The following is a 21,188-nucleotide window of genomic DNA, read 5'->3' as shown; positions in this document are numbered from 1 at the left end:
TCTTGACTGAATGAATAGTTAAGCATAAGAGCATCAATTAATGAATAAAGTTACCAAACAACTCGTAAGAGCAGACCACCGTTTCGTCACTCTAGAGGTCTTTTTATGGTTTAAAGAGATGTTGCTTAGGTAATAGAACTAAAAAAGGAGGGGTTAATATTAGAGTTCACTTACTAGAAAGGAAGTTATTGTTAGAAAAATATCAACAGACGCGAGATTTAACGTTGAAAATTGTGGAACCATTGGAGATAGAAGACTTCATGATCCAGGCAATGCAAGATGTGAGTCCTCCCAAGTGGCATTTAGCTCATACCACTTGGTTTTTTGAAGACTTTATATTAATACATTATAAACCCAAGTATCACTTTTACTTAGAAGATGCACGTAAGTTGTTTAATTCATATTACGAGTCATTAAGTACCCCTTTCCCAAAATCAATGCGTGGACTTATTTCTCGTCCTTCAGTTCAAGAAGTGTTGGAGTATAGGCGTGCTGTCGATGAGGAAATTCATGCTCTTCTCACACAAAACGATGAGCTCGATGAAAAGTTTTATTTTCTCCTTCAACTAGGTATCCAGCATGAACAGCAACATCAAGAGTTGCTAATAATGGATATTAAATATAATTTTTCAATGAATCCTCTTCACCCAGTCTATAAAGAAGATATTAATCAGACAGTAGAAAATCCATCTATTTCACCACCTGAATGGTTATCTTTTCAGGGGGGAATCGCAACTATTGGAACAAATGAGGCTGATTTTTCATTTGACAATGAGCAACCGGCTCATAAGCAGTATCTTTACCCTTTTGAGATTGCCGACAGACCTGTGACAAACGGAGAATACATCGAATTCATCAAGGATAATGGATATGAATCACCAGAATATTGGCTTTCTGATGGCTGGTCAATTGTCAATGAACAGAAATGGAAAGGTCCTCTATATTGGCAACTTATCGATGGTTCGTGGTACCACTTTACCCTTTCCGGTTTAAAACCAATTGAAAAAAATCAGCCTGTTACTCATGTCAGTTACTATGAAGCAGATGCTTATGCAAGATGGGCAGGATATCGACTTCCAAGCGAACAAGAATGGGAACATGCTTTTTCAGATGAATTGATTGAGGGTAAATTTTTAGAGAATCTGCTATTTAATGAAGGAAATCAATCAGTAAAAAATGTGTTTGGCACTGTCTGGGAATGGACGCGAAGTCCTTATACACCATACCCACAAAGCGCCAAACCAGACGGAGCACTGGGAGAATACAATGCAAAATTTATGAGTAATCAGATGGTATTACGTGGAGGCTCTGCAGCCACCCCCCGCAACCATGTAAGGTTAACTTATCGTAATTTTTTCCACCCCAATAAAAGATGGCAGTTTAGTGGAATTCGCTTAGCCAAAGAAGGAGTATTAACATGACCAAGACAGCTATTGATATTCTTGATTTGAACCCTCTACTCTCTTCTTTTAAAGAAGAGGTTTTAATGGGGTTAAGTCAAAACCAAAAACAGTTACATCCAAAGCTTTTTTACGATGTAAAAGGAAGCCGCCTCTTTAACCAAATCACTACATTACCTGAATATTATTTAACACGTGTCGAAAAAGAAATTCTAGCAACCTATCACTCTGACATTTCTTCATTTATTGGAAACGATGCATCTTTAATTGAGTTAGGATGTGGCAGTGAGGAGAAAATTCAACTTATCTTGGAAACTTTACAACAGAGTAAATGCTATATTCCTATAGATATTTCAGAAGAAGCTTTAGAAAACACGGTTGAAAAATTAATGGACACCAATCCCCTATTGGAAGTGCAAGCCATTCGTGCTGATTATACTCAAGCGTTATCATTTTTAAGTCGTGAGCAAGGAAAAAAGAAGGTTATTTTATTTCTTGGATCCACGCTGGGCAATTTTGAGGTGGGCGATAGAAATTACTTTTTGCAACAGTTAGCAACGTATTTAAATCCAGGGGATGGTTTAATGATTGGGATTGATTTAAAGAAATCACCAACAATCCTTGAAGCAGCTTATAATGATGCAGCAGGAGTCACTGCTTCATTCAATAAGAACCTTTTACATCGTATCAACCGGGAGTTAGGAGCTAATTTTCAAGTGGAGCAATTTGAGCATCGTGCATTATTTAACGAGGAGGAAAGTAGAATTGAAATGCATCTTGTTAGTAAAATCAATCAAGATGTTTTGATTGGTGAAGAAAGCTTTTCATTTTCTGCTGAAGAAACGATACACACAGAAAACTCATATAAATTTGATCTTGAGGATTTCCAGCTAACCCTAAAGAAAGCAGGGCTTCACTTTAGTAAAGCTTGGATCGATCCACAAAGTTATTTTGCTGTCACTTATATTGAACCTTTAAAAGGATAATCGTAGAATACCGACTATCCTTGTTTATCGAAGCTATAAGGGCCTTTTTCGGTGGCCTCCGTTTAAGCTTATGGCAAACCCCTTTTAGGCACAAGAATTGTAGATTGTTTAAGCAAAAGTAGCTAATATCTAGCATTAGCTTTGGTCAGTAGAACAATCAAGAGACGTCCCGAGGAGTCCTTTAACCATCACCTGACTAAAAACATTAGAAGCAACATTATTGTAATTCTGAAATGCATCTGTTAAATCATCGTTGAAAAACTGAATGACCGCTTGCTTGAACACAGGATAGATAACGGTTGGTGCATTCGGATAAGGAGCTACCTGCTTAACAATGACATCCACAAAAAATTCATTATCTTGAAATGCCTTTTTTATTAAAGGGAAATGTCATTAATGGAATGAAGGGGTGATGCTTTATAAGCTAACCCTTTACTATCTTCCACTTTCACTATAACGGCAATATTTCCAAGCTGGTGTAAGGAATTTAATAGAGCTGTCAACGCTCTTCCTTTTTCTTCATTTGCAGTAACGATTTTTATTACGTAGGGATGAGTTGTCGTATCAAGTGGTAAAATACGGATTTGGTTGTCCTTACCAACCGAGTACTTTAATTCATTCCATAACGTGTACCATGGTGGGGATAGTATAGCCAATTCATTCACCCTTTCTTTTCTTTCTAAACTATCTATATTCAAGAAGCAGGTAATAAATACACCATCTCTCCTCTTATCCTGTTTGAATGAAGAAAAGAACAAATAAGTCCGATTACTGTTGGATTCATTGGGAAATTATAGAAACCCCCTGTTTTCTTATTACGGGGGGTTTTGTATATGTGTTTTCTTCTTTCTAAGTGTTCGAGAGTCTAACTAGCATTGAAGAATGTGGAGAAAGCTGATGCTCAAGATGTTTTTCGGTAACCCCTATGTCTTCTCTACTCCAGAGATCTCTTACTTGCTGATTCCGAAATAAACCAAGCTTATCTAAGGCTACTTTAATAGTAGCTGTGTCTTCACTTAAATTAAAAAGCGCAACAAATGTTTCATCGTTTTTGGCCTTCGCTGTCCAAACGACTAAATCGTCTTTACGTGTTAACAAACGATTACTATGACTATTTTTATGAACATCTAGAATTTCTACATTTGTTAACAAGGATGTTGTCCATTCATCATTGTCACGCAGTTCGCCCCCGAACATAAGCGGAGAACGGAATATGCTCCATAAGGTCATCATTGTTTGCTGTTCATCCTTGGTAAACCGGGTCCTTCTATCTCCGCCCGGACCATCTACAGAACGTATACCAATATGTCCAAGTGGCAACATATCGCAGTCGGGCCACGATCCTATTCCTACATACTTCTCCCATTTTTCACAACGCTGAAACATATCATATAGTAGATCCCAGTGATCCCAATAATCATCTGTCATTCTCCACATATTAGAGTTTTCTATTAACTCCTCAGCATAATCAAGTTTTGCGGGTCCCGGCGACAAGCTTAACACCATCTCTCTCCCACATTGATCAATTGCATGACGAATCATTTTGATTTCATCAAGATGCGTATCATAAAGCTTTGAGGCGGCAATATCATCTACTTTTATATAATCAACGCCCCACTCAGCATATAATTGAAAAAGAGAATTATAGTATTCTTGAGCTCCTTTTTTAGATGCATCAATACCATACATATCTGTATTCCATGGACAAATTGAATTTGGATGAGCAATATCTCTAGCCCTAACATCACTTCCTAAAATCGAACTATTATTATGAACAGCTTGTCTTGGAATACCTCTCATTATATGAATACCAAATTTCAATCCTAGACTATGTATATAGTCGCCCAGTGGTTTAAAACCTCTTCCATTTGAAGCTGAAGGGAAACGATTAATCGCCGGGCGTAAACGTGAATATTCATCCATCTCTAACGGAGCAAAAGAATGATAACAAGATGAATTAGCTGTTGGTTCGTACCATTGGATATCAACAACAATATAGTCCCATCCATAGGATTTTAAATACTTTGCCATATAGTCTGCATTACCTTTTACTTCCTCTTCTGTGACGCTCGCGCCATAACAATCCCAACTATTCCACCCCATTGGTGGTGTTGGCGCAAATAAGTGATGATTCATGATAGTCCCTCCATTGTCGACTGAAATTCTACTAAGTTGTCATTTTCTTTCTAACGATTAATATGGAGAATAAATATCCTATCCAAAAGACTCCATATTAACCGAAGTCAAAATTTTTAATTACCCTTTTACACCTGTAATGGCAATACCTTCAATGATTTGCTTCTGAGCAATTATATAGACGATAAGCACAGGAATAATTGAAATAACCGTGCCTGCCATCATCAATGACCAATCAGCAGTATATAAACCTTTAAACTGATTTAATAACAATGGTACGGTAAAATTACTAGGAGAATTTAAGTAAATTAAGGGGTCAATAAAGTTATTCCAAGCGCCCATAAATGTAAATATACCGATAGCTGCTAATGCTGGGCGAATAAGTGGTAAGATGACACTCCAATAAATCCTAAAGTATCCAGCGCCGTCCATCACTGCAGCTTCTTCTAACTCTTTTGGTACGCCCATTACGAATTGCCTTAGTAAGAATACAGCAAAAGCATTAAATAATGCACCAGGAACAATTAATGTTAGATGAGTATCCAACCAGCCTAACCAATCCATTACTAAGTAGAGTGGAATCATTGTTACTTGTTTAGGTATCATCATTGTAGCTAGAAACAAGATAAACAGTGCATTTGACCCTTTAAATTTTATTCTAGCAAATGCATATGCAGCCATCGAAGCCGTAAAAAGTGTAGCAATAACAATAATTATTGTAATATAAAAACTATTAAAGTAAGCATTAGCAAAAGGCATAGCCTTCAGCGAAGCTGCATAATTTCTCCACACAATAGGATCGGGTATCCATTTTGGGGGGATAACAAAAATTTGAGACATATCTTTTAATGAGCTTAGTATTGTCCAGATAAACGGGAATATCATCACAAATGAGCCAAGGACAAGCACTAAATGTAAGAACACTTTAGCAATTCGTATCTCTTTGCTTTTTTTCGTTATTCTATTCAGAGTAGGAACATTGTTTAATTCTATCTTATTGTCCATAGTGTACCCACCTATCTTGTAGCTTAAATTGAATAAGTGTAAACGTCAAAATTACTAAAAATAGAATCATAGCAGCAGCTGCACTTTTCCCCATTGTGAAATCAACGAAAGCTTGATGATAAATATGAAAAACCATGGTATAACTCGCTTTTGCAGGACCCCCATTTGTCATGACGAAAGCTTGGTCAAACACCTGAAACGAAGATATAATTGTCATGATTGTTACAAAGAAAGTCGTAGGTGTTAGTAAAGGTAGTGTGATATGCCGAAACTTCTGTACAAAACTAGCCCCATCCATTTCAGCTGCTTCATAATAACTTTTTGGTATGCCTTGTAGACCAGCAAGAAAGATAACCATGTTATACCCGAGTCCCCACCAAATACTTAGAAGTGCAATGGATGGAATGACCCAATTGGTATCTGTTAACCAATGAGGACCTGCCACGCCTATATTAGAAAGAAGTTGATTGAGAATTCCAAAATCACCATTTAAAATCCACATAAATATAATCCCTACAGATACCGAACTTGTTACAACTGGCATGAAAAAGAAAACCCTATAAACTTCTTTTCCCTTAACTTTATTAAGCGCAACTGCAAGAACAAGTGCTATTGCAATACCAATTGGTACAACTAATATCATATAATACACAGTATTGACCAGAGCCTTCCAAAAATCAGGATTGAGAAATTGCTCAGTATAATTAGTAAACCCAATGAAATTTGACTCTCCAAAACCGTTCCAATCTGTGAAGCTTAACCACAGAGCATAAATTAACGGAATTAAAGAAAAAGCCAATAACCCTATTAACTGAGGGCTTATAAAGATAAAGCCCCATAAATTCCTTTTTCTATTGGTCATATCAACTCACCTCTCTTGGAATAAAACACCAGGAAGAGAGTACTTTCTCTTCCTGGTAGATTATTTAATTTTACTGAGCAGCCTCGTATTTTTTAATAATGTCTATAACTTTAGTAATTGTTGTTTCAGCATCTTGCTTTCCTAAAAACATTAAATCCATTTCTTCAGCTAAATCAGCACTAAGTCCAGGATACTGAGCATCAAAAGCTAAATTTGACCCATGAGTAAAACCATTATCCCGAGCATCAAAGAAGTACTGCAAATGCTTCGATGAATCAGTTGTTGCTAAGGTCGCTTCATCCGCTGCTGGGTGAGAGGGCATTGCACTACCACCTTCGCCTGTTCTCGCCTCCTGACCTTGCTGTCCAACATAATATGAGATGAATTTCATCGCAGCGTCCTTATTTTTACTAGATTGATTAACAGCCATGTAGGCAACAGGTAAACCTACAGGGTTTTGAGTTTTGTCTGTGTTACTTGGCATATAGATATAGTCATATTCTAAATTAGCATTTTGATCAAATTGAGGTGTAAACCATCGACCTCCGGATATCATACCGACCTGATTAGACATAAACATTGCATCTACACCTTGCCCTTGTGGAAGAGAACCTGCGTATACAGCTTTACCTTCGCTGACTAGCTTTTCCATGAATTTAATACCTTCTTGACCTTTTTCATTTTCATGTAATACTAGTTTTCCTTCTTCATCAAAAATCAATCCGCCATTTGACCAAATCCAACTGTACCAATGAGCCCACCAATTTTCTAATATAAATCCTTTTTTTCCCGCCTCCACTAGTTGATTTGTGACTTCCTCGAAACTATCCCAATTCCAATTTCCTTCATCATAATACTCCTGTGGCGACTTTACTCCAGCTTCGGAAAATACTTTTTTGTTATAATAAATCACCATTGGATTTACATCAGGTGCAACCCCATAATAGATACCATCCTTTTCAGCAGGGCCATACAGTCCTTCAGGGAAATCCTCTAATTTAGAATAACTTTGATCAGACTCAAAAAAATCATTTAAAGGTTCTACTACTCCAGATTCAATCATTTTTGCCATTGTTGGTTCATATGCATAAAATACATCAGGGCCACTACTTCCCTGTAAAGAGGTCATTAATTTTTGTTCATATTGTTCTCCAGGTGCAGGTAATAATTCAACTTGAATATTCGGATTTTCATCCATAAAACCATCCACCGCTCTTTGATAAACATCGAGTTCAGCGGGATTACCCCAAGCCTGAAAAGTGATTTTTACATTTTCTTCCCCACTATTACCATTATTTGATTCTGTATTAGAACTACCTGTACTATCACTGCTACACGCACTAAGTAAGAAAACAGCAAACGACAACAAAAGTATTAATATTGAAACGTTATTTTTCAATCTGACCGCCCCCAATTTCAATTAATATTAAATATCCGCTAGCTAGAAGAGCATGAAGAAAACTGGCATTATCCCTCCTTTCAAATAATTTTTTAAAGTGTTCGTAGTTAAATACTAGGTACAAAGAAAAGCAAAAATAGAATCGTAACTTTTTAAGCTTTAAAGATGTTTTTGCAACGCAAATCTAAGCGCTTACATTTCGTTCTTTTAACCTCTATCCTTCCTTCGTAAGAGGTTGTTCTTCGTGTTACTGTAATGTTATTGTAACAACTGTTAAAATCTTATGTTTTTAAAATTCTGACAGTTAATTTAAAAAAAGGTTTAAAATACTCACTTGTTTAAATTACTTGAGCGTAATTCCTTTCAAACACAGCGAGAAATACAAAAAGGTGTAAGTCATAGGTCGGGTTTTGACCTTATGCATACACCCTAAGTGATTAGCGAACGGAACCCATTGAGCCCCTTGCTATATCTTTTAAATGCCTTTTAAGAGATAACCCCAGGATATAAACGTGTCACGGGGTTTTCTCTTGACACACTTCTTTTTCATCACTTTCGATCTCTTGTCACCTTCTTTAAGATGAAGCTAATTTACGGATTTTCGGATGCTGTTTTTACTGTTTTTACGTCAAATAAGCCCCCCTCAGAGCTGATAAAATAGTCTGGTTTTGGCTTACCTATGTTTGCTTTGTGACCTGCAATATGGGCTTCGCTCTTTTCCCACTTCTTCCAACATTCTTCTGATTCCCAGCGAATTAAGATGACTACTTCTTCGTCACCACGACGCACCTTCTTAACCATTGTAGTTGAATCAATGAATCCCTCTTGTTTTTCAACTACACCTTCCCCACTAAACCTTTTCACAACTTGTTCCGCATTTCCTTCTGTAACGGTTATTTTTCTCATCTGTACAAACATGACATTCCTCCAATTCAATCATTTTTTTCTACTAATCTATTATAAATGTATTTGATAATGATTTTCAATATCAAGGAGGGTGATTTGTTTTTTTTATTCATACATAATAATAGAAAAAACCATCTGAGAAGAAATTCTCAAATGGCTTTATCTATTTTATGGATTTGTCGACCATAACCCTGCAGATTTAAGGAACACACGTGGGTGAAGCTTTAGTTGCGCCACAATAAATTCAGCTAAATCTTCAGGCTGCATGACCTTTTCTGGGTTGCCGTCCGTTAAATTCTCTTTCAAAGCAAGTTCAGTTGCGACAGTACTCGGAGTGAGGGCCGTGACACGGATGTTATGTTTGCGAACTTCTAAAGCTAAAGATTCGGTTAAACCAAGTAGACCAAATTTCGAGGCACTATACGCACTTGTAACAGGTGCCCCCTTCTGACCAGCTGTAGAAGAAATATTGATAATATCTCCTCCATTTTTGTTAATTAATTGCGGAAGAACCGTTCTAGTCACATAATAAACACCCATGAGGTTAATATCAATTATATTTTTCCACTCTTCTGGTGTGAGTTCTAGAAAGCCTCCAAATTTTGCAACGCCCGCATTGTTAATTACTATATCAAAGGCACCAAGTTGAGTAGTTACGTGGTTAACTGCTTTTTCGACTTGTTCTAGAGAGGAGACATCAACCGTTGCATAGGCAACGTTTACTCCATATTGTTCAATTTCGACGGCAACCTTTTTTAAGTCTTCTTCAGTTCGTGCCAATAATCCGACGTTTACCCCTTCTTTCGCGAGGGAAATTGCAGTCGCTTTGCCAATACCTTTTCCAGCTCCTGTGATAAGTGCTGTTTTACCTTTTAGAGATTGTCCCATATTATACCTCTCTCACTATCCAAATGTTGGATATTTATTATGAAGAATTCTAATCATACAGAATGAATATTTTTATGTCAAAGAGATTGCCTCATTTCTTTTTCATGAATTGGTCTTATTATACTTTCCTTCTCCAATATGTTAAATTTTACTTGTAACAATAAGCTAAATTTTAAAGGAGGAGTCTGAATGTACAAGATTAATGTGGATGGAAATGGTTCATACGAAGTAGAAGAAGGAAAGAAGCTGGTTCTTGCATTAGAAGATAATGGGGTTGATATCCTTCACCGTTGCGGAGGTAATGCCCGATGTACAACCTGTCAGGTAGAGGTCCTTGATGGTGAACTTGGACCAATTGGTGACGCCGAAGCTGCGATTCTTAGCTCGAAAGGAATTACAGGTTCAAATATTCGCCTTTCTTGTCAAGTTCGCGTAAACTCAGACCTTTCAGTAAAGCCTCTCAAGACAGCAACTACTTCAGGAATGGAACCCGGCCCCCGACCTCAAGACTAATTATCTGGGTATCTCAATGTGAATGTATCCATTGAGATACCTTTTTTTATAAAAAATTTGACTGCATCCAATCTAATTTTTTACATATTACCTTTAAGAATTGGAAAGATAGTAAGTATGGATAGTCAAAAACCGAAAACTATTGATTCCAAGTATATTCAACAACACTTAGCAAATGAGCGTACTTACTTAGCGTGGATAAGAACTGCACTAGCATTTATTGGTATTGGATTTTTAGTATCCAATTACCACTTTACTACTCCCTCATTAACTCGAGAGATAAGTGTAGTATTTGCTAAGGGAATCGGCTTTGCTTCAGTCTGTTTGGGAATTGCAACTATTATTTTCTCCACATCCATCTACTTTGCTAAAGGAACAGCTATTAATAACGGGACATATAAACAATCAAAATTATTTGTTTTACTCTTATCAATTCTTCTTACGTTATTAGTTATTTTCTTTGGTGTTTATTTTTTATTTTTATTGAATTAGGGTGAAAGTGAAAAAGGGAGATTTACGATAAGGTCGGATTTTGTCCTTATCGTATTCTCCCTTTTTCTAATTAGTCCTGGGCAAGGTTTAATGCGGTCTCGGCCGTTTGGATATCAACTTGAAGTTGCTTCGCTGTATCATAGGGATGATCATAACCATTCTTAATCATGTATTCTGAAATTTGCTCATATAAACGGATAGCCTCTTCTAAGTAACGTCGGTTGCAATCACCTGATCGGTTAGTGGTGCCATTCCTGATATTTTTCTAATAATTCATTGATTTCCTCCTAATGAATATGATGTTTTAATTCTTCAATATGGCGAACCGTCATCGAGTTTCTGTTAAGAATCGATTATCAATTTTGGACCATGCCGACCTTTTTTTAACTTAAAGTAAGAGCTTAACGCTTCATGTGCAATGTCTTGAGCAATGCCTTGACGTCCACCCTGTTTCCGAATTTTTACATTAGGGACAACGACTGCAAAGGCTACCTCAGGATTAACATAAGGTGCATAACCTACGAGCGTTTGGGTATTGCCTTCAACGTATCGCCGATTGGCTCCTTCTCCTACAGGTACCTGAACCTGGGCTGTTCCTGTTTTACCAGCAGGTTGATAGGTTACGTTTGAAAAACGTTTGCGTGCTGTTCCTCTAGTCATTACACCACGAAGCCCCTCTTGCACGCGCTTAATTTGATAATCACTCATATCGATACGGTTTAAAATTTTCGGTTCAAATCTTTGAAGGGTAACAATTGGATCGTCACTATTTATAACAGGTTCACGAATTTCACGAACAATGCGTGGTTGCATTCGATAACCATTATTCGCAATTGTAGCGATGTATTGTGTTAATTGAAGAGTTGTGTAAGTATCATATTGTCCTATCATTAAATCCATTAAATTTCCACCAATCTCACGTCCTCCTGTCAAACCTGAGGAGTAGGAAGGTAAATCAATTCCTGTTTTAGAACCTAAGCCAAACTGACTAAAATTATGTCGTACATCGTCGTAAGCTTGTTGAATCGATTCATGGTTCCAGCCGCAGCGTTGGTTCTCCCCACGGTAATAACACTTTGCCATTCTCATTCCGATTTGAAACATAAAAACATTCGATGATTGTTCAAGGGCACGAATATCATTAACGACGCCTAAGCCCGCTGTCCAAGACTTTTTTTCTTGGGTAGCGGGCAATTTGATTGGGGCGTCCAAAAATGTATCACCAGGGCGAATGATTCCTGCTTGAAAACCCGTTAACACTGATGCGGCTTTAATCGATGACCCCATTTCAAATGATTTCGTTACAATCCCTATATGGTCGGCGTAACTCGTCCGTTTTTGATTTGCAGGATCCGAAAAACCAGCCATTGCTAGCAAATCTCCTGTACGTGGGTCCATTAACACAGCATAAGCTGACCGATCAAGAATAAATGATTTTTTCCCTGCTCTTCTCATTTCATTAGCAAGGATTTCCTCTAACTGCTGCTGTAACTCCATATCAAGAGTAAGAACTAAATCATTACCTCGTTTGCCTAATTTTTCGTTTGTTTCATATTTAGTCTCCTGCGCCCCTTTTCTCTTCGTAACCTTTTCTACAACAGCCTTTTGTCCACGAAGAACATCTTCATAGTAAGCTTCAAGGAAGCTCGTCCCTACTAAATCAGACCTGTCGTAGCCGTGTGATAAATAATAGTTAATTCTCTCGCTAGGAATTGCATTTGTCGTCCCAAAAAAACTTCTAAATGAGTCACCATACAAATAAGTTCTTTTCGAATCCCGCAGGATATCAATTCCTGGTAAGTGATCTAAGTTTTCGCTAATAATATGAGCTTCTTTTTCCGTCAATTGCTGCTTGATACGTTGAGGTATATTTGCATAGCCACGCCTCATTTCGCGGTAAAGCGCGATTACCTTATAATCACGTTCTGTTAATTTATTCACTAATTCCTCTGGTATCCGTTCAATTTCCAAACGATATTCTTTTGATGCAGATGAAAGTTTGCTACGCTCCACTCTACTAACAAGTTTGTATCGCTGCTCTTTTTCCATTTGTAAAAGAAGATACTCTTTTTTATTTAATTCAGATATGCGTGACGTCTCAACTTCAAGCATTGGTTCAAGATCCTTCGCAATTTGGAGCATGAATTCTGGCTTTGTTTGTCGCGAAGGGTTTGTATATGTAAGTGATAGTTCTAGTTGATTATCAACAACAACATAACCATTTCGATCGATCATTAGTCCCCTTGGTGCTTCCGTTTTAGATGTAGTATTTGTAAGAGTTGCTAATTCGTTAGCAAATTCTTCACCCTGTACGATTTGAATAAACCCTAAACGTAGAATCAATACTGAAAACAATAAAAACAAACTAAAAAATAACACATTAAGCCGTACCGAAAGTTGCTTCTTTGTATTCATACTCTCTCCTTCTTAAACTCCCTCAGTTAGATTCATAATTCTCTCAAATACTCGCTTATTCGCAGGATTTCAAACCACTTGTAAGAACAATGACGGAAAAGTGGAATAAGTATTGATAATAAAGGCTACATGAAGGCATGCGGGAATAGAGGAGTCAATCTATGCTCCATTTATTACCATATACTGCACGCATTCTCCACGCCGCCCCTGGAGGCTTTCCCTCCCATGTCTCAACGGGTCTTTTGCCCTTTCATTCCTTCGTCATGCCTATCCAAGGGGTGGAGGCCGGTTTTGCTAAAGGAATGGGTCTGTGCCCTTTTGTTTAAGTATTCCAGTACTCCGTGCTTTCTTTGAGATCCTACGAATAAGCCAACATTCAATAAAGTAACTTTTACTGTTTCATATGTTCAGTTATAAGGCAATTAACTTATGCTGCTAAAGGTGTCAAAGGGTGTACTTTTTCTGCACAATAGGGTTCATTACGTCGGGCAATTCCTACTATCATTCTTGCAAACTTACCAACCAGTTTCATGATAGATTTCATTTTTTTCATCTTTTTTACTTTGACATTGTAGGCATGAATTTCTTTGAACTCTGGATTGTTCATCACAAGACACATTGTTCCTAGGTATAAGAATCGCCTTAGACGAGACCTTCCTCGCTTAGAAAGGACAATTTGCCCTTTCCATTTACCAGAGCTGGCTTCGACTAGATGTAAACCCGCATGTCGTAATAGCGAATTACCATGTGCGAAGTGACTTAAATCACCAGTTTCAGCTAAAATTCCACCTAACGTTATTTCTGTTAAGCCTTTAATACCAAGTAATTTATCGGTGAAAGTAATGCTTTCAAGCGCTTCAGATACTTCTTTTTCTATTATTTCGAGTTGGGTTGTGGCGAGATCAAATTCCTCAAGTAATTGTTTTAGGTGTAATTTATATGCATCGTGTGCTTTATCATTACCAACAGAATTCTTGGCTAGTTGAATGAGGGCTTGAGCTTTTTTTATACCAGGTTGACGCTTCATCACGGTTCTCCACTCATTAACGATATCGATGGCTTCCATCGAACGTAATTCTTTCGGTGTAGGGAATAAACGGAGAGTAGCGAGTGCTCCTTTGCCTTTCACGTCTTTAAAAACTTGTCTAAATTCAGGAAAAATAATATCAACCCAACGATTGATTTGGTTCGCAGCACTGACAAATCGTTTTACTACTGTATCTCGATTAGACATCAGTACTCTCAGTTTTTCGAAAGCCTCTCCAGTTGGACGAATAAAGGAATAGTATCCATTCTTCACCATATCAGCAATAACTAGAGCGTCTTTTTTATCACTTTTGGACTGAGTATTATCTCTATTTTCTTTATTCTTTTTAACAAGGTGGGGATTAACTGTCACAACATCAATATTTTGTTCGTAAAGCCATCCTGATAAGTTTAACCAATAATGCCCTGTAGGTTCCATACCAACGATTTCTGTATCAAGACCTTTGGTGTTTTTAAGCTGTTTTATCCAATCTAGTAACCTTGCAAAACCATCATCGTCATTTTCAAAAGGTAAAGGATCACCAACCACAATACCACGATAATTCACAGCTCGGGCGACATGTGTTTGTTGGGCAATATCCACACCAACAACGAGATGTTTATCGGAAATTCTTTCTATTAGTTGATTTTGTTTTTCTTGCATTTTAAACTTCATATAAGAGTTCCTCCTTAGAATTTGAGTAATAGAGTGGTGTCTATACTCTTATCTTACTGAGGGGCTCTATTTTTTTCAAAGTCGAAATTAACGCACTACAGGAATGCTAGATAAGGTTTGTAAGATAGTATGGACAAATCAAGAGTAAAGTATCATTGAACCCGAATAATGGCTTAACATCTAAAAAAAACAGGCTAATCTTTACTCGATTTCAAGTAAAGATTAGCCTGTATAACAGAAGAATCGGTTCTCTGGAAGGCACTTTTTTGCTTAATCAATCATTTCATATACGCGAAATAATTCAAATGAATCAGAAGAAGGAGAATCACAGTTAAGGAGAGAGTATGTTTTTGACTGTAATTCCTTTTTTATAAGCAAATCTTTGCATAATAGCTTATCTGGCACACTTCCTCTTAATTTATCTTTTGAATAATCTATTTCTAGCATTAAGTTTGATTCTTTGTATTCTAGATTATAATGAAGTGGCTCTCCTTCGTCTGTATAGGTGAGAATACGTATATAGCTCTCTTGTTTATTGTGAAGATTATCTATAAATGTTTCAAATATTGAAAAATTATAAACTGAACCATTCACATGAACGACATCCCCATTATCAATTGCCCTTGTTCGCTCACTAGAACATGCTGTTAACACTGCGCTTAGCATAACGAAGATACATAATCCTAAAAGTTTTGTTAGCATTCTTTTGCTGTCCTCCTTATAAATCGTTCTCGAAATTTGTAGTATGTAATGGGAAAAGGGATTGTGTCATAAGGGTGGTTTTAACCTTATTCACAACCCCTTAATTATTTGGGACAGTCCTTTTAAGTTTTAACCTTCAATTTGTTGTTTCGTTATATGAGTTACCCTCGTTTTTCTAGTCATAATAACGATTAAGATGATATTTATCATTAATGCGGCCATCATTAAAACAAATGGTATTTTGGGGTCAAGTTTATAGGTTAGCCCTCCGATAATTCCTGCAGGCGATATAAAAAGAAGGACTAATACTTGTAAAATGGAAGAAATGTTCGCTCTATTCTCATCTTCAATCGCATTCGCAACAGCTGTTTCTAAATAAGGATTAGAAAGCAATAAACCAGCAGCAAGTAAAATCGTACTAATGATTATTGGAAATAACTTTCCTTGTGCTGACGTTACTAATAAGACTAATGCAAAGATCGAAAGAGTAAATCCAATGACCATATAGCGATTTTGTAATTCTTCCCGAAATTTCGGAACCACAAATACGAGCAAAACAAGCATACATCCAGATGAAACAGCAGGGAAAATAGCGATCATTGAATCTCGAAACGATAAAACATCTACAAGGTATATAGAGAGATAAGTGTTTTGCATAATAAGTTGGAACTGAAAAAGGATATATACACAAAAGATAATTAGTAATGGTTTATTATGAAAAATATCTTTAACTGTTTGGACGTAGAGCTTTAATGATTTTTTAATATCCAATTGTTTCGTTTCTTGTTGTTTTCGAATACCGATTTCACTTTCAGTTGTTGTTAAGTGACGAATGATAAACATGAGAGTCATGCTGATGAAAGCAATAAGATACATAATACGCATCGCGGGGACTAAAGATAATTGGCTTACCAATATTCCGGCAATTGGCGCAAACAATCCTCCTACAACCGAGATGAATTGTAAAACGGTAAACACAAGGGATCGTTTTTTCGGTTCAGTATCCTCAACAACAAGACACATCCAGGCGATATGGGGTATTTTGTGAAACGAGTTGATCATAGCAGCAATTAAAAAGAACCAAAAATTTTGTGAAACGGCCCATAGTAATGTTGCTACTGACCAGCTTAGTACATCAAAAATAAGTAACGCTTTCTTTCTTCCAAGTCGATCAGTAAAAAAACCGCTGATGAACGAAGCGAAGATTTGTGCTACTAGCCCAAGACTTGTAATAAGTCCGATTTCTAGCTCGTTTAACCCAAGCATCAGCATATACACCGAAGCATAGGTCATAAATAAGCTGTACGGAATAATGAACATAGGCTCTACTATCATACAAGCTCTGGCATTTCCTGTTATTTGTCTGAACAAGTTTGCTCCCTCGCCTTATTAGTCTTTTTAACTTTCTTAATATCTATTATTACTATGGTTGAATTATACAATATTGTTATTCATTAAGATATACAAAAGGCCGCTGAAAACGGTCATTTTCACCTTTTTTCAGTGGCCTTGCCTACCTTAAGTTTAGATTATTGAGTCATAGGTTCCGGATAATCATAACCTTTTGTATCGACCGTGACAGTTTTCATAATCTGATCCTCAATAGGTTTATCTTGAGCCCCACGTTTAGTACCAACAATAGTATCTGTTACTTCAATTCCTTCGATGACTTGTCCGAATGCAGCATACTCGCCATCAAGATGCGGAGAATCTTCAACCATAATAAAGAACTGAGATCCTGCAGAATCAAGTTCCATAGAACGAGCCATTGAAATGACACCGCGTTCGTGTGTTAATGAATTTTCAAAACCATTTGAGTTAAATTCACCTTTTATTGAATATCCAGGACCACCTGTTCCAGTACCCGAAGGATCCCCGCCTTGAATCATGAAACCTGGAATGACTCGATGAAATGTTAGCCCATTATAGAATTCATCCTCAATTAGTGAAATGAAGTTCGCAACTGTATTCGGAGCAATCTCCGGATACAACTCAAGAATAATTTGTTCGTTATTCTCCATCGTAATTGTAACAATTGGATTTTCTTTTGGAACGGGGTACTCTACCGCATCATTCTCTTGGTCTTCGGGTTGGTCACCTTGCCCTTGATCTGATTGTGTTCCGCAGCCGGTTACTAAAAATAAGGCTACAAATAAAAGTAGTTTAATCATTTGTTTACACATTGTGCTCCTCCTCTATGTTGAAAACATCTTCTTTGAATTTACTTTCATTTGAGGCGGATGTCAAAAAATAAGCTGGACGATTATTTATTATATGAATAATTCAACAAGGAAAGGAGAGATGGTTTTATTAGTGATTCTTAGAAATGTAAACTAAAAAAAAAACAGGATTTTTTCATTCCTGTTTTTTTATGTAATACAAGCGCCACATTAAAATTGGTGATCGGGATGAAGATTATTTTGCATGTATTCCTGAACTTTATTTATTTGTTCAATACTTGCTGTTTCTGTTTTATACCATCCCTTTTCACTCATGATTTGATAAAGCGTGGTATGGTTATTGTTTGCTGTTTCAAAACAATCCTGGTAAATGGTGTTCAGCTCTTGATGACTTGTTTCTAACAATGAATGACTTATGCTGCGGATTCGTCCCTTTTCTAACTCTAAACAGAGTTGAAGCATTTCGCGGTCCGTTAATCCTCTGCCTTCGATATTATTTGGCATCGTTATCCCTCCTATTATTGAAGTTTTCTTGAACGGTTAAAATATTGTGATAGGTCGGCAATTTTTAATTGATGTTGCTCAGCCAGCTGCTCTAAAGTTCTTTTTAAGTTTGTATCATCACATTGAGAAGCACACCAGTTCATGGTTTTTGCGGTTATTTCCTCAGCTCTAATCTCATCTTCAAAGAAAGCTAATTCTTTTGTTGTTAATTGCGTCATTGTAGTCACCTCCAAAATGAAACATATTACAAATAGTATGACTATTTTTTTACTATTTATCCTAGAAGTGAGGCGCTAAATAATATCCGTATCAAAGTATTACAATGCAGCTTTTATATGTATTACGATGTCCTGCCACCAAGGAAAAACCCCTTTTAGGTGACAAGACACGCTTTAATTAAAAAGGATGTGGAAAGCCATACCCTCCATATCCTAAACCTATGCCAGGATAGCCAAAACTAGGTCTAGGTCTTGGGTAACCATATCCATACCCGCCGTATCCACCATATACCGGATAACCATACCCGTAGCCTGGGCCTGTTAATAAGCTACCACCTAAAAAGCCTATTCCTGCTCCAAGTAGACCTGCGCTTAAAGGGGATATTGCACCATAACCAAAACGAGTATCTGGCACCGGTGTAAACTGATCATATGTGTACATTACATTCTCCTCCTAGACTCTAATTCATTACACTTTTAGCCTATGAGAAATACTCTGAGTTCGAAACGGGCATTCAACTATCTTTTTAGGATTAGGCGGTTTATCGATGCCCTAAAGATTTTTTCTTTTCCATCACTTGATATGATTTTTCAATTATATCTGTTAAAACATCTCCTTTATATACCCTTCCATATTTAGTGTTTTCTTGATAATACTCGACAATCTCGTCTAATTGGTCAGACGTTTTCTTGCTTACTCGAACATTTAATTGAATGCGTGAATTTGGTTCCATCTAGTTGTCCCCCCTGTTATAATAGGAATCTATCAAAGTGCTAGCATTCGCTATCTTATTGATATTATAAAGATAGCTCTATTTTACATGTTTCGACTTCATTCTGGCAAATTTTTTGAATGAGGTTCTGACCATAAAAAAAGTAGGAATTATCCTACTCTAGATATACTTATAATTTTGATATCATCACATGGCACTTCTTTATTGTCACATGCAGGGTTGGCAAAAAAGGTCACTTTGCAAGTTTTTACATTTACTTTTATTTTTGGTGTTTGTTGATGTGGAGGGTTTGTTTCCACAATATAGCGAGGGCTATATAATTCGTTTTGCCTTTCAATTTCAAAGATGATGCGATAATTTTCAGATGTTTTTTTTATATAAGATTCAAGCTTGACACATACTTTTGGACAATCGGCACAATCAATAGCTTTCGATTGCGGTTTAGTTTTTGTTGGTGGTTGACAGTGACTTTTTTTGTGACGAACAATGGTTTGCTTAATTATCGGAGGGGCATAAAGCTTCGGTACTGGGATGATTTTCAAGCTGAACACCTCAATTCAAGGAATTACTATATGTATATGTTTTCTTTTGAGAACGGTTTGTTGATTGGCTTATAAATCCGCAGATGACCCATATGGTTGCATTATGTTATTCTTTTAACAATACGTACATAAGGAGAATTCATGATGAATCAAAAAGAAATAGAAGAACAAGTTATCCAAAATTACAAACAAGAAGAAAATATGATGATTCTTGTTTTTGCGCAATGGTGTATTAACCACCAATTGAATCCAAGGGACTTATATTCTCGAGCTTACCCAAACCAAGTCTCTAATCCAATCCTTGAACAAACCCTAGAGTTAACAGTATCTAAAGAAGAGTCTGAAGACATTCCTGACCAAACATTGCTTGGTGTATTATCGTTGTTTGGAAACGATGATTTAGCGATAGTCGTTACTGAGGAAATTAATCAACGGAAAAAATAATGCTAACAAGCCCAGCTTAGCAATGGCTCCACACGTTGCGCACCTGCTAGGAGAACCCCACTTATAGCAAGCATTAAAACAAAGCAACGGCTCCGCGCATTACTAAGAGGGCACTGAAAAAGGAAAAGCCCCCTTTTTCAGTGCCCTTCTTTTTACTCTTTTTTTCTATCCTTTGGTGGTTTTTTTGGGTCATTAGGTTGTTCGCGGTTCTTTGTCTGAGAGGGATTCTCTGAAGGCGAATTCCCTTGATTTTGTTTGTTACTTCTTGGAGTCTCCACGGCTTGAGATGGGTGATTCTTTGGTTTCTCTTTTTGGTTGCCAGGAGAGCCTTTTTCCTGATTTATTTCTTTGTTTGTTCCGTTGTTGTCTTTTTTAACTGGTCGATCGTTAGACGGTGAATTTTCTACTTCGCGTTTTTTCGATTTCTCTTCGTTGTTTTCAATTTTCTTTAAATCGGCTAAGCTTTTCCCTTGAATTTCTTCTTCGTCAATATCAATTCCTTTTTCTTCGAGGTTTACCAATTCTTTGTAATAATTAATAGATACTTTAGCCTCTTTTGCTTGTTCATACGTACTTCTTTGATCGTTAACCACAGAAACATCTGAGGTTGTATTAGTTAAAACAAGTGTATCTTCTATGGTTGCTTTAATTTTTGGCGTTATGTCAGCGGTTTGATCGTTTTTAGGAACGATAGAGGTAGAGATAAGTGAATCTCCGTCTTGAACATACCCTAATTCCACAGTTTCACTAATAATTTGTTTTAATGCATCATATACGTTACTTTCCAAGCTCAGACGTGCAAGTATTTCTACACCCTCACTATTTAATCCTTCTGCTCGGATGATTTCATCCTTTTCATTGGTTGAGAGTTCAATGCTTGGATTTATATCCAATGTGATAATATACGTTTCTTCTGCGCTGCCTCCATTTGGAAAGAGAAAATAAGCTAGAATGATTAAACACAGAGCTGCGGCAGTTGAACCATATTTTAAGAATATATTGTAATTACGTTTTCTTTGTTCGTAATGTGTATATCGTTGACCAATTAAAGGAATCTCATTAATAGAGGCTGGGTGAGGAACATTCTTAAACGTTCCTTTCTCAGTTAATAGAACGATATGTGTATCAGTGATTTTAAGCACTAGACCTGATGTATTCAT

General features: G+C 36.9%; 24 protein-coding genes. 5 read left to right on the top strand and 19 right to left on the bottom strand.

Features of this window, described 5'->3' with window-relative positions; genetic code table 11:
- Positions 1–188: 188 nt before the first annotated feature.
- Positions 189–1,421, top strand: a complete 1,233-nt coding sequence (gene egtB, locus CEF19_RS21805) for an ergothioneine biosynthesis protein EgtB (protein ID WP_227522060.1) — start codon at positions 189–191, stop codon at positions 1,419–1,421.
- Positions 1,418–2,386 (top strand): L-histidine N(alpha)-methyltransferase, encoded by a 969-nt coding sequence (gene egtD, locus CEF19_RS21800; protein ID WP_100407993.1) that lies wholly within the window; start codon positions 1,418–1,420, stop codon positions 2,384–2,386. The genes egtB and egtD overlap by 4 nt, the downstream gene beginning before the upstream one ends.
- A 135-nt stretch (positions 2,387–2,521) precedes the next feature.
- On the opposite strand, the gene CEF19_RS21795 is transcribed toward egtD, so the two are convergent.
- The 8 genes from CEF19_RS21795 to CEF19_RS21760 all read right to left on the bottom strand — a co-directional run bounded on the left by CEF19_RS21795 (position 2,522) and on the right by CEF19_RS21760 (position 9,582).
- Positions 2,522–2,731, bottom strand: a complete 210-nt coding sequence (locus tag CEF19_RS21795) for a hypothetical protein (protein WP_100407992.1) — start codon at positions 2,729–2,731, stop codon at positions 2,522–2,524.
- A gap of 32 nt (positions 2,732–2,763) precedes the next feature.
- Complete coding sequence (locus tag CEF19_RS21790; RefSeq protein WP_157801055.1) at positions 2,764–3,042, bottom strand: hypothetical protein; 279 nt, start codon at positions 3,040–3,042, stop codon at positions 2,764–2,766.
- 193 nt (positions 3,043–3,235) lie between these two features.
- Positions 3,236–4,522 carry a glycoside hydrolase family 27 protein gene (locus CEF19_RS21785; RefSeq protein ID WP_100407990.1) on the bottom strand — a complete coding sequence of 429 codons (1,287 nt, stop codon included), beginning with the start codon at positions 4,520–4,522 and terminating at the stop codon, positions 3,236–3,238.
- 120 nt (positions 4,523–4,642) lie between these two features.
- Positions 4,643–5,527, bottom strand: coding sequence for a carbohydrate ABC transporter permease (locus tag CEF19_RS21780; protein ID WP_100407989.1), 885 nt, complete (start codon positions 5,525–5,527; stop codon positions 4,643–4,645).
- Positions 5,517–6,389 carry a carbohydrate ABC transporter permease gene (locus tag CEF19_RS21775; RefSeq protein WP_100407988.1) on the bottom strand — a complete coding sequence of 291 codons (873 nt, stop codon included), beginning with the start codon at positions 6,387–6,389 and terminating at the stop codon, positions 5,517–5,519. The genes CEF19_RS21780 and CEF19_RS21775 overlap by 11 nt, the downstream gene beginning before the upstream one ends.
- A gap of 70 nt (positions 6,390–6,459) precedes the next feature.
- The gene (locus CEF19_RS21770) at positions 6,460–7,788 is read right to left on the bottom strand and encodes an ABC transporter substrate-binding protein (protein ID WP_227522059.1); all 1,329 of its coding nucleotides are present in this window, start codon (positions 7,786–7,788) and stop codon (positions 6,460–6,462) included.
- Positions 7,789–8,379: 591 nt separating this feature from the next.
- A complete protein-coding gene (locus CEF19_RS21765) occupies positions 8,380–8,706 on the bottom strand; it encodes an antibiotic biosynthesis monooxygenase family protein (RefSeq protein WP_100407987.1) in 327 nt (108 codons plus the stop codon).
- A 156-nt stretch (positions 8,707–8,862) separates the two neighbouring features.
- A complete protein-coding gene (locus CEF19_RS21760) occupies positions 8,863–9,582 on the bottom strand; it encodes a 3-ketoacyl-ACP reductase (RefSeq protein WP_100407986.1) in 720 nt (239 codons plus the stop codon).
- A gap of 189 nt (positions 9,583–9,771) precedes the next feature.
- On the opposite strand from CEF19_RS21760, the gene CEF19_RS21755 reads away from it, so the two are divergent.
- The gene (locus CEF19_RS21755; RefSeq protein WP_100407985.1) at positions 9,772–10,095 is read left to right on the top strand and encodes a 2Fe-2S iron-sulfur cluster-binding protein; all 324 of its coding nucleotides are present in this window, start codon (positions 9,772–9,774) and stop codon (positions 10,093–10,095) included.
- Between the two features lie 117 nt (positions 10,096–10,212).
- Positions 10,213–10,587 carry a YidH family protein gene (locus CEF19_RS21750; protein WP_100407984.1) on the top strand — a complete coding sequence of 125 codons (375 nt, stop codon included), beginning with the start codon at positions 10,213–10,215 and terminating at the stop codon, positions 10,585–10,587.
- A gap of 342 nt (positions 10,588–10,929) precedes the next feature.
- Here the strand turns inward: CEF19_RS21750 and CEF19_RS21740 are convergent, their stop codons facing one another.
- The 10 genes from CEF19_RS21740 to CEF19_RS21695 form a co-directional block, all read right to left on the bottom strand.
- Positions 10,930–13,002: a peptidoglycan D,D-transpeptidase FtsI family protein gene (locus tag CEF19_RS21740; protein WP_100407983.1), complete on the bottom strand. Its 2,073-nt coding sequence runs from the start codon at positions 13,000–13,002 to the stop codon at positions 10,930–10,932.
- A 427-nt stretch (positions 13,003–13,429) separates the two neighbouring features.
- Positions 13,430–14,704: an IS110 family RNA-guided transposase gene (locus CEF19_RS21735; protein WP_100405507.1), complete on the bottom strand. Its 1,275-nt coding sequence runs from the start codon at positions 14,702–14,704 to the stop codon at positions 13,430–13,432.
- 270 nt (positions 14,705–14,974) lie between these two features.
- A complete protein-coding gene (locus tag CEF19_RS21730; protein ID WP_100407982.1) occupies positions 14,975–15,406 on the bottom strand; it encodes a DUF4362 domain-containing protein in 432 nt (143 codons plus the stop codon).
- 129 nt (positions 15,407–15,535) lie between these two features.
- Positions 15,536–16,777 (bottom strand): MFS transporter, encoded by a 1,242-nt coding sequence (locus CEF19_RS21725; RefSeq protein ID WP_227522058.1) that lies wholly within the window; start codon positions 16,775–16,777, stop codon positions 15,536–15,538.
- Between the two features lie 158 nt (positions 16,778–16,935).
- A complete protein-coding gene (locus CEF19_RS21720; RefSeq protein WP_227522057.1) occupies positions 16,936–17,589 on the bottom strand; it encodes a peptidylprolyl isomerase in 654 nt (217 codons plus the stop codon).
- A 207-nt stretch (positions 17,590–17,796) separates the two neighbouring features.
- The gene (locus tag CEF19_RS21715; RefSeq protein ID WP_100407981.1) at positions 17,797–18,090 is read right to left on the bottom strand and encodes a spore coat protein; all 294 of its coding nucleotides are present in this window, start codon (positions 18,088–18,090) and stop codon (positions 17,797–17,799) included.
- 14 nt (positions 18,091–18,104) lie between these two features.
- Entirely contained in the window at positions 18,105–18,308 is a 204-nt protein-coding gene (locus CEF19_RS21710) for a hypothetical protein (protein WP_100407980.1), read from the bottom strand.
- A gap of 178 nt (positions 18,309–18,486) precedes the next feature.
- Entirely contained in the window at positions 18,487–18,750 is a 264-nt protein-coding gene (locus CEF19_RS21705; protein WP_100407979.1) for a hypothetical protein, read from the bottom strand.
- Positions 18,751–18,850: 100 nt separating this feature from the next.
- Complete coding sequence (locus tag CEF19_RS21700) at positions 18,851–19,042, bottom strand: hypothetical protein (RefSeq protein ID WP_100407978.1); 192 nt, start codon at positions 19,040–19,042, stop codon at positions 18,851–18,853.
- 149 nt (positions 19,043–19,191) lie between these two features.
- Positions 19,192–19,584 carry a hypothetical protein gene (locus CEF19_RS21695; RefSeq protein ID WP_100407977.1) on the bottom strand — a complete coding sequence of 131 codons (393 nt, stop codon included), beginning with the start codon at positions 19,582–19,584 and terminating at the stop codon, positions 19,192–19,194.
- 144 nt (positions 19,585–19,728) lie between these two features.
- On the opposite strand from CEF19_RS21695, the gene CEF19_RS21690 reads away from it, so the two are divergent.
- Positions 19,729–20,028, top strand: a complete 300-nt coding sequence (locus tag CEF19_RS21690; RefSeq protein ID WP_100407976.1) for a hypothetical protein — start codon at positions 19,729–19,731, stop codon at positions 20,026–20,028.
- A 152-nt stretch (positions 20,029–20,180) separates the two neighbouring features.
- Here CEF19_RS21690 and CEF19_RS21685 read toward each other — a convergent pair whose 3' ends face one another.
- Complete coding sequence (locus CEF19_RS21685; RefSeq protein WP_100407975.1) at positions 20,181–21,188, bottom strand: anti-sigma-I factor RsgI family protein; 1,008 nt, start codon at positions 21,186–21,188, stop codon at positions 20,181–20,183.

The organism is Bacillus solitudinis (assembly GCF_002797395.1).
Classification (GTDB): domain Bacteria; phylum Bacillota; class Bacilli; order Bacillales; family Bacillaceae_D; genus Halalkalibacter_A; species Halalkalibacter_A solitudinis.
Note: the sequence above shows the minus strand (reverse complement) of the source record. Positions and strands in the feature narration are given on the sequence as shown.

Excerpts from the sequence above, each read along its gene's own strand:
- egtD (WP_100407993.1), top strand. The coding sequence starts at position 1,418 with ATGACCAAGACAGCTATTGATATTCTTGATTTGAACCCTCTACTCTCT.
- CEF19_RS21785 (WP_100407990.1), bottom strand. The coding sequence starts at position 4,522 with ATGAATCATCACTTATTTGCGCCAACACCACCAATGGGGTGGAATAGT.
- CEF19_RS21780 (WP_100407989.1), bottom strand. The coding sequence starts at position 5,527 with ATGGACAATAAGATAGAATTAAACAATGTTCCTACTCTGAATAGAATA.
- CEF19_RS21775 (WP_100407988.1), bottom strand. The coding sequence starts at position 6,389 with ATGACCAATAGAAAAAGGAATTTATGGGGCTTTATCTTTATAAGCCCT.
- CEF19_RS21765 (WP_100407987.1), bottom strand. The coding sequence starts at position 8,706 with ATGTTTGTACAGATGAGAAAAATAACCGTTACAGAAGGAAATGCGGAA.
- CEF19_RS21760 (WP_100407986.1), bottom strand. The coding sequence starts at position 9,582 with ATGGGACAATCTCTAAAAGGTAAAACAGCACTTATCACAGGAGCTGGA.
- CEF19_RS21755 (WP_100407985.1), top strand. The coding sequence starts at position 9,772 with ATGTACAAGATTAATGTGGATGGAAATGGTTCATACGAAGTAGAAGAA.
- CEF19_RS21750 (WP_100407984.1), top strand. The coding sequence starts at position 10,213 with ATGGATAGTCAAAAACCGAAAACTATTGATTCCAAGTATATTCAACAA.
- CEF19_RS21740 (WP_100407983.1), bottom strand. The coding sequence starts at position 13,002 with ATGAATACAAAGAAGCAACTTTCGGTACGGCTTAATGTGTTATTTTTT.
- CEF19_RS21735 (WP_100405507.1), bottom strand. The coding sequence starts at position 14,704 with ATGAAGTTTAAAATGCAAGAAAAACAAAATCAACTAATAGAAAGAATT.
- CEF19_RS21730 (WP_100407982.1), bottom strand. The coding sequence starts at position 15,406 with ATGCTAACAAAACTTTTAGGATTATGTATCTTCGTTATGCTAAGCGCA.
- CEF19_RS21720 (WP_227522057.1), bottom strand. The coding sequence starts at position 17,589 with ATGTGTAAACAAATGATTAAACTACTTTTATTTGTAGCCTTATTTTTA.
- CEF19_RS21715 (WP_100407981.1), bottom strand. The coding sequence starts at position 18,090 with ATGCCAAATAATATCGAAGGCAGAGGATTAACGGACCGCGAAATGCTT.
- CEF19_RS21710 (WP_100407980.1), bottom strand. The coding sequence starts at position 18,308 with ATGACGCAATTAACAACAAAAGAATTAGCTTTCTTTGAAGATGAGATT.
- CEF19_RS21705 (WP_100407979.1), bottom strand. The coding sequence starts at position 18,750 with ATGTACACATATGATCAGTTTACACCGGTGCCAGATACTCGTTTTGGT.
- CEF19_RS21700 (WP_100407978.1), bottom strand. The coding sequence starts at position 19,042 with ATGGAACCAAATTCACGCATTCAATTAAATGTTCGAGTAAGCAAGAAA.
- CEF19_RS21690 (WP_100407976.1), top strand. The coding sequence starts at position 19,729 with ATGAATCAAAAAGAAATAGAAGAACAAGTTATCCAAAATTACAAACAA.
- CEF19_RS21685 (WP_100407975.1), bottom strand. The coding sequence starts at position 21,188 with ATGAATACATCAGGTCTAGTGCTTAAAATCACTGATACACATATCGTT.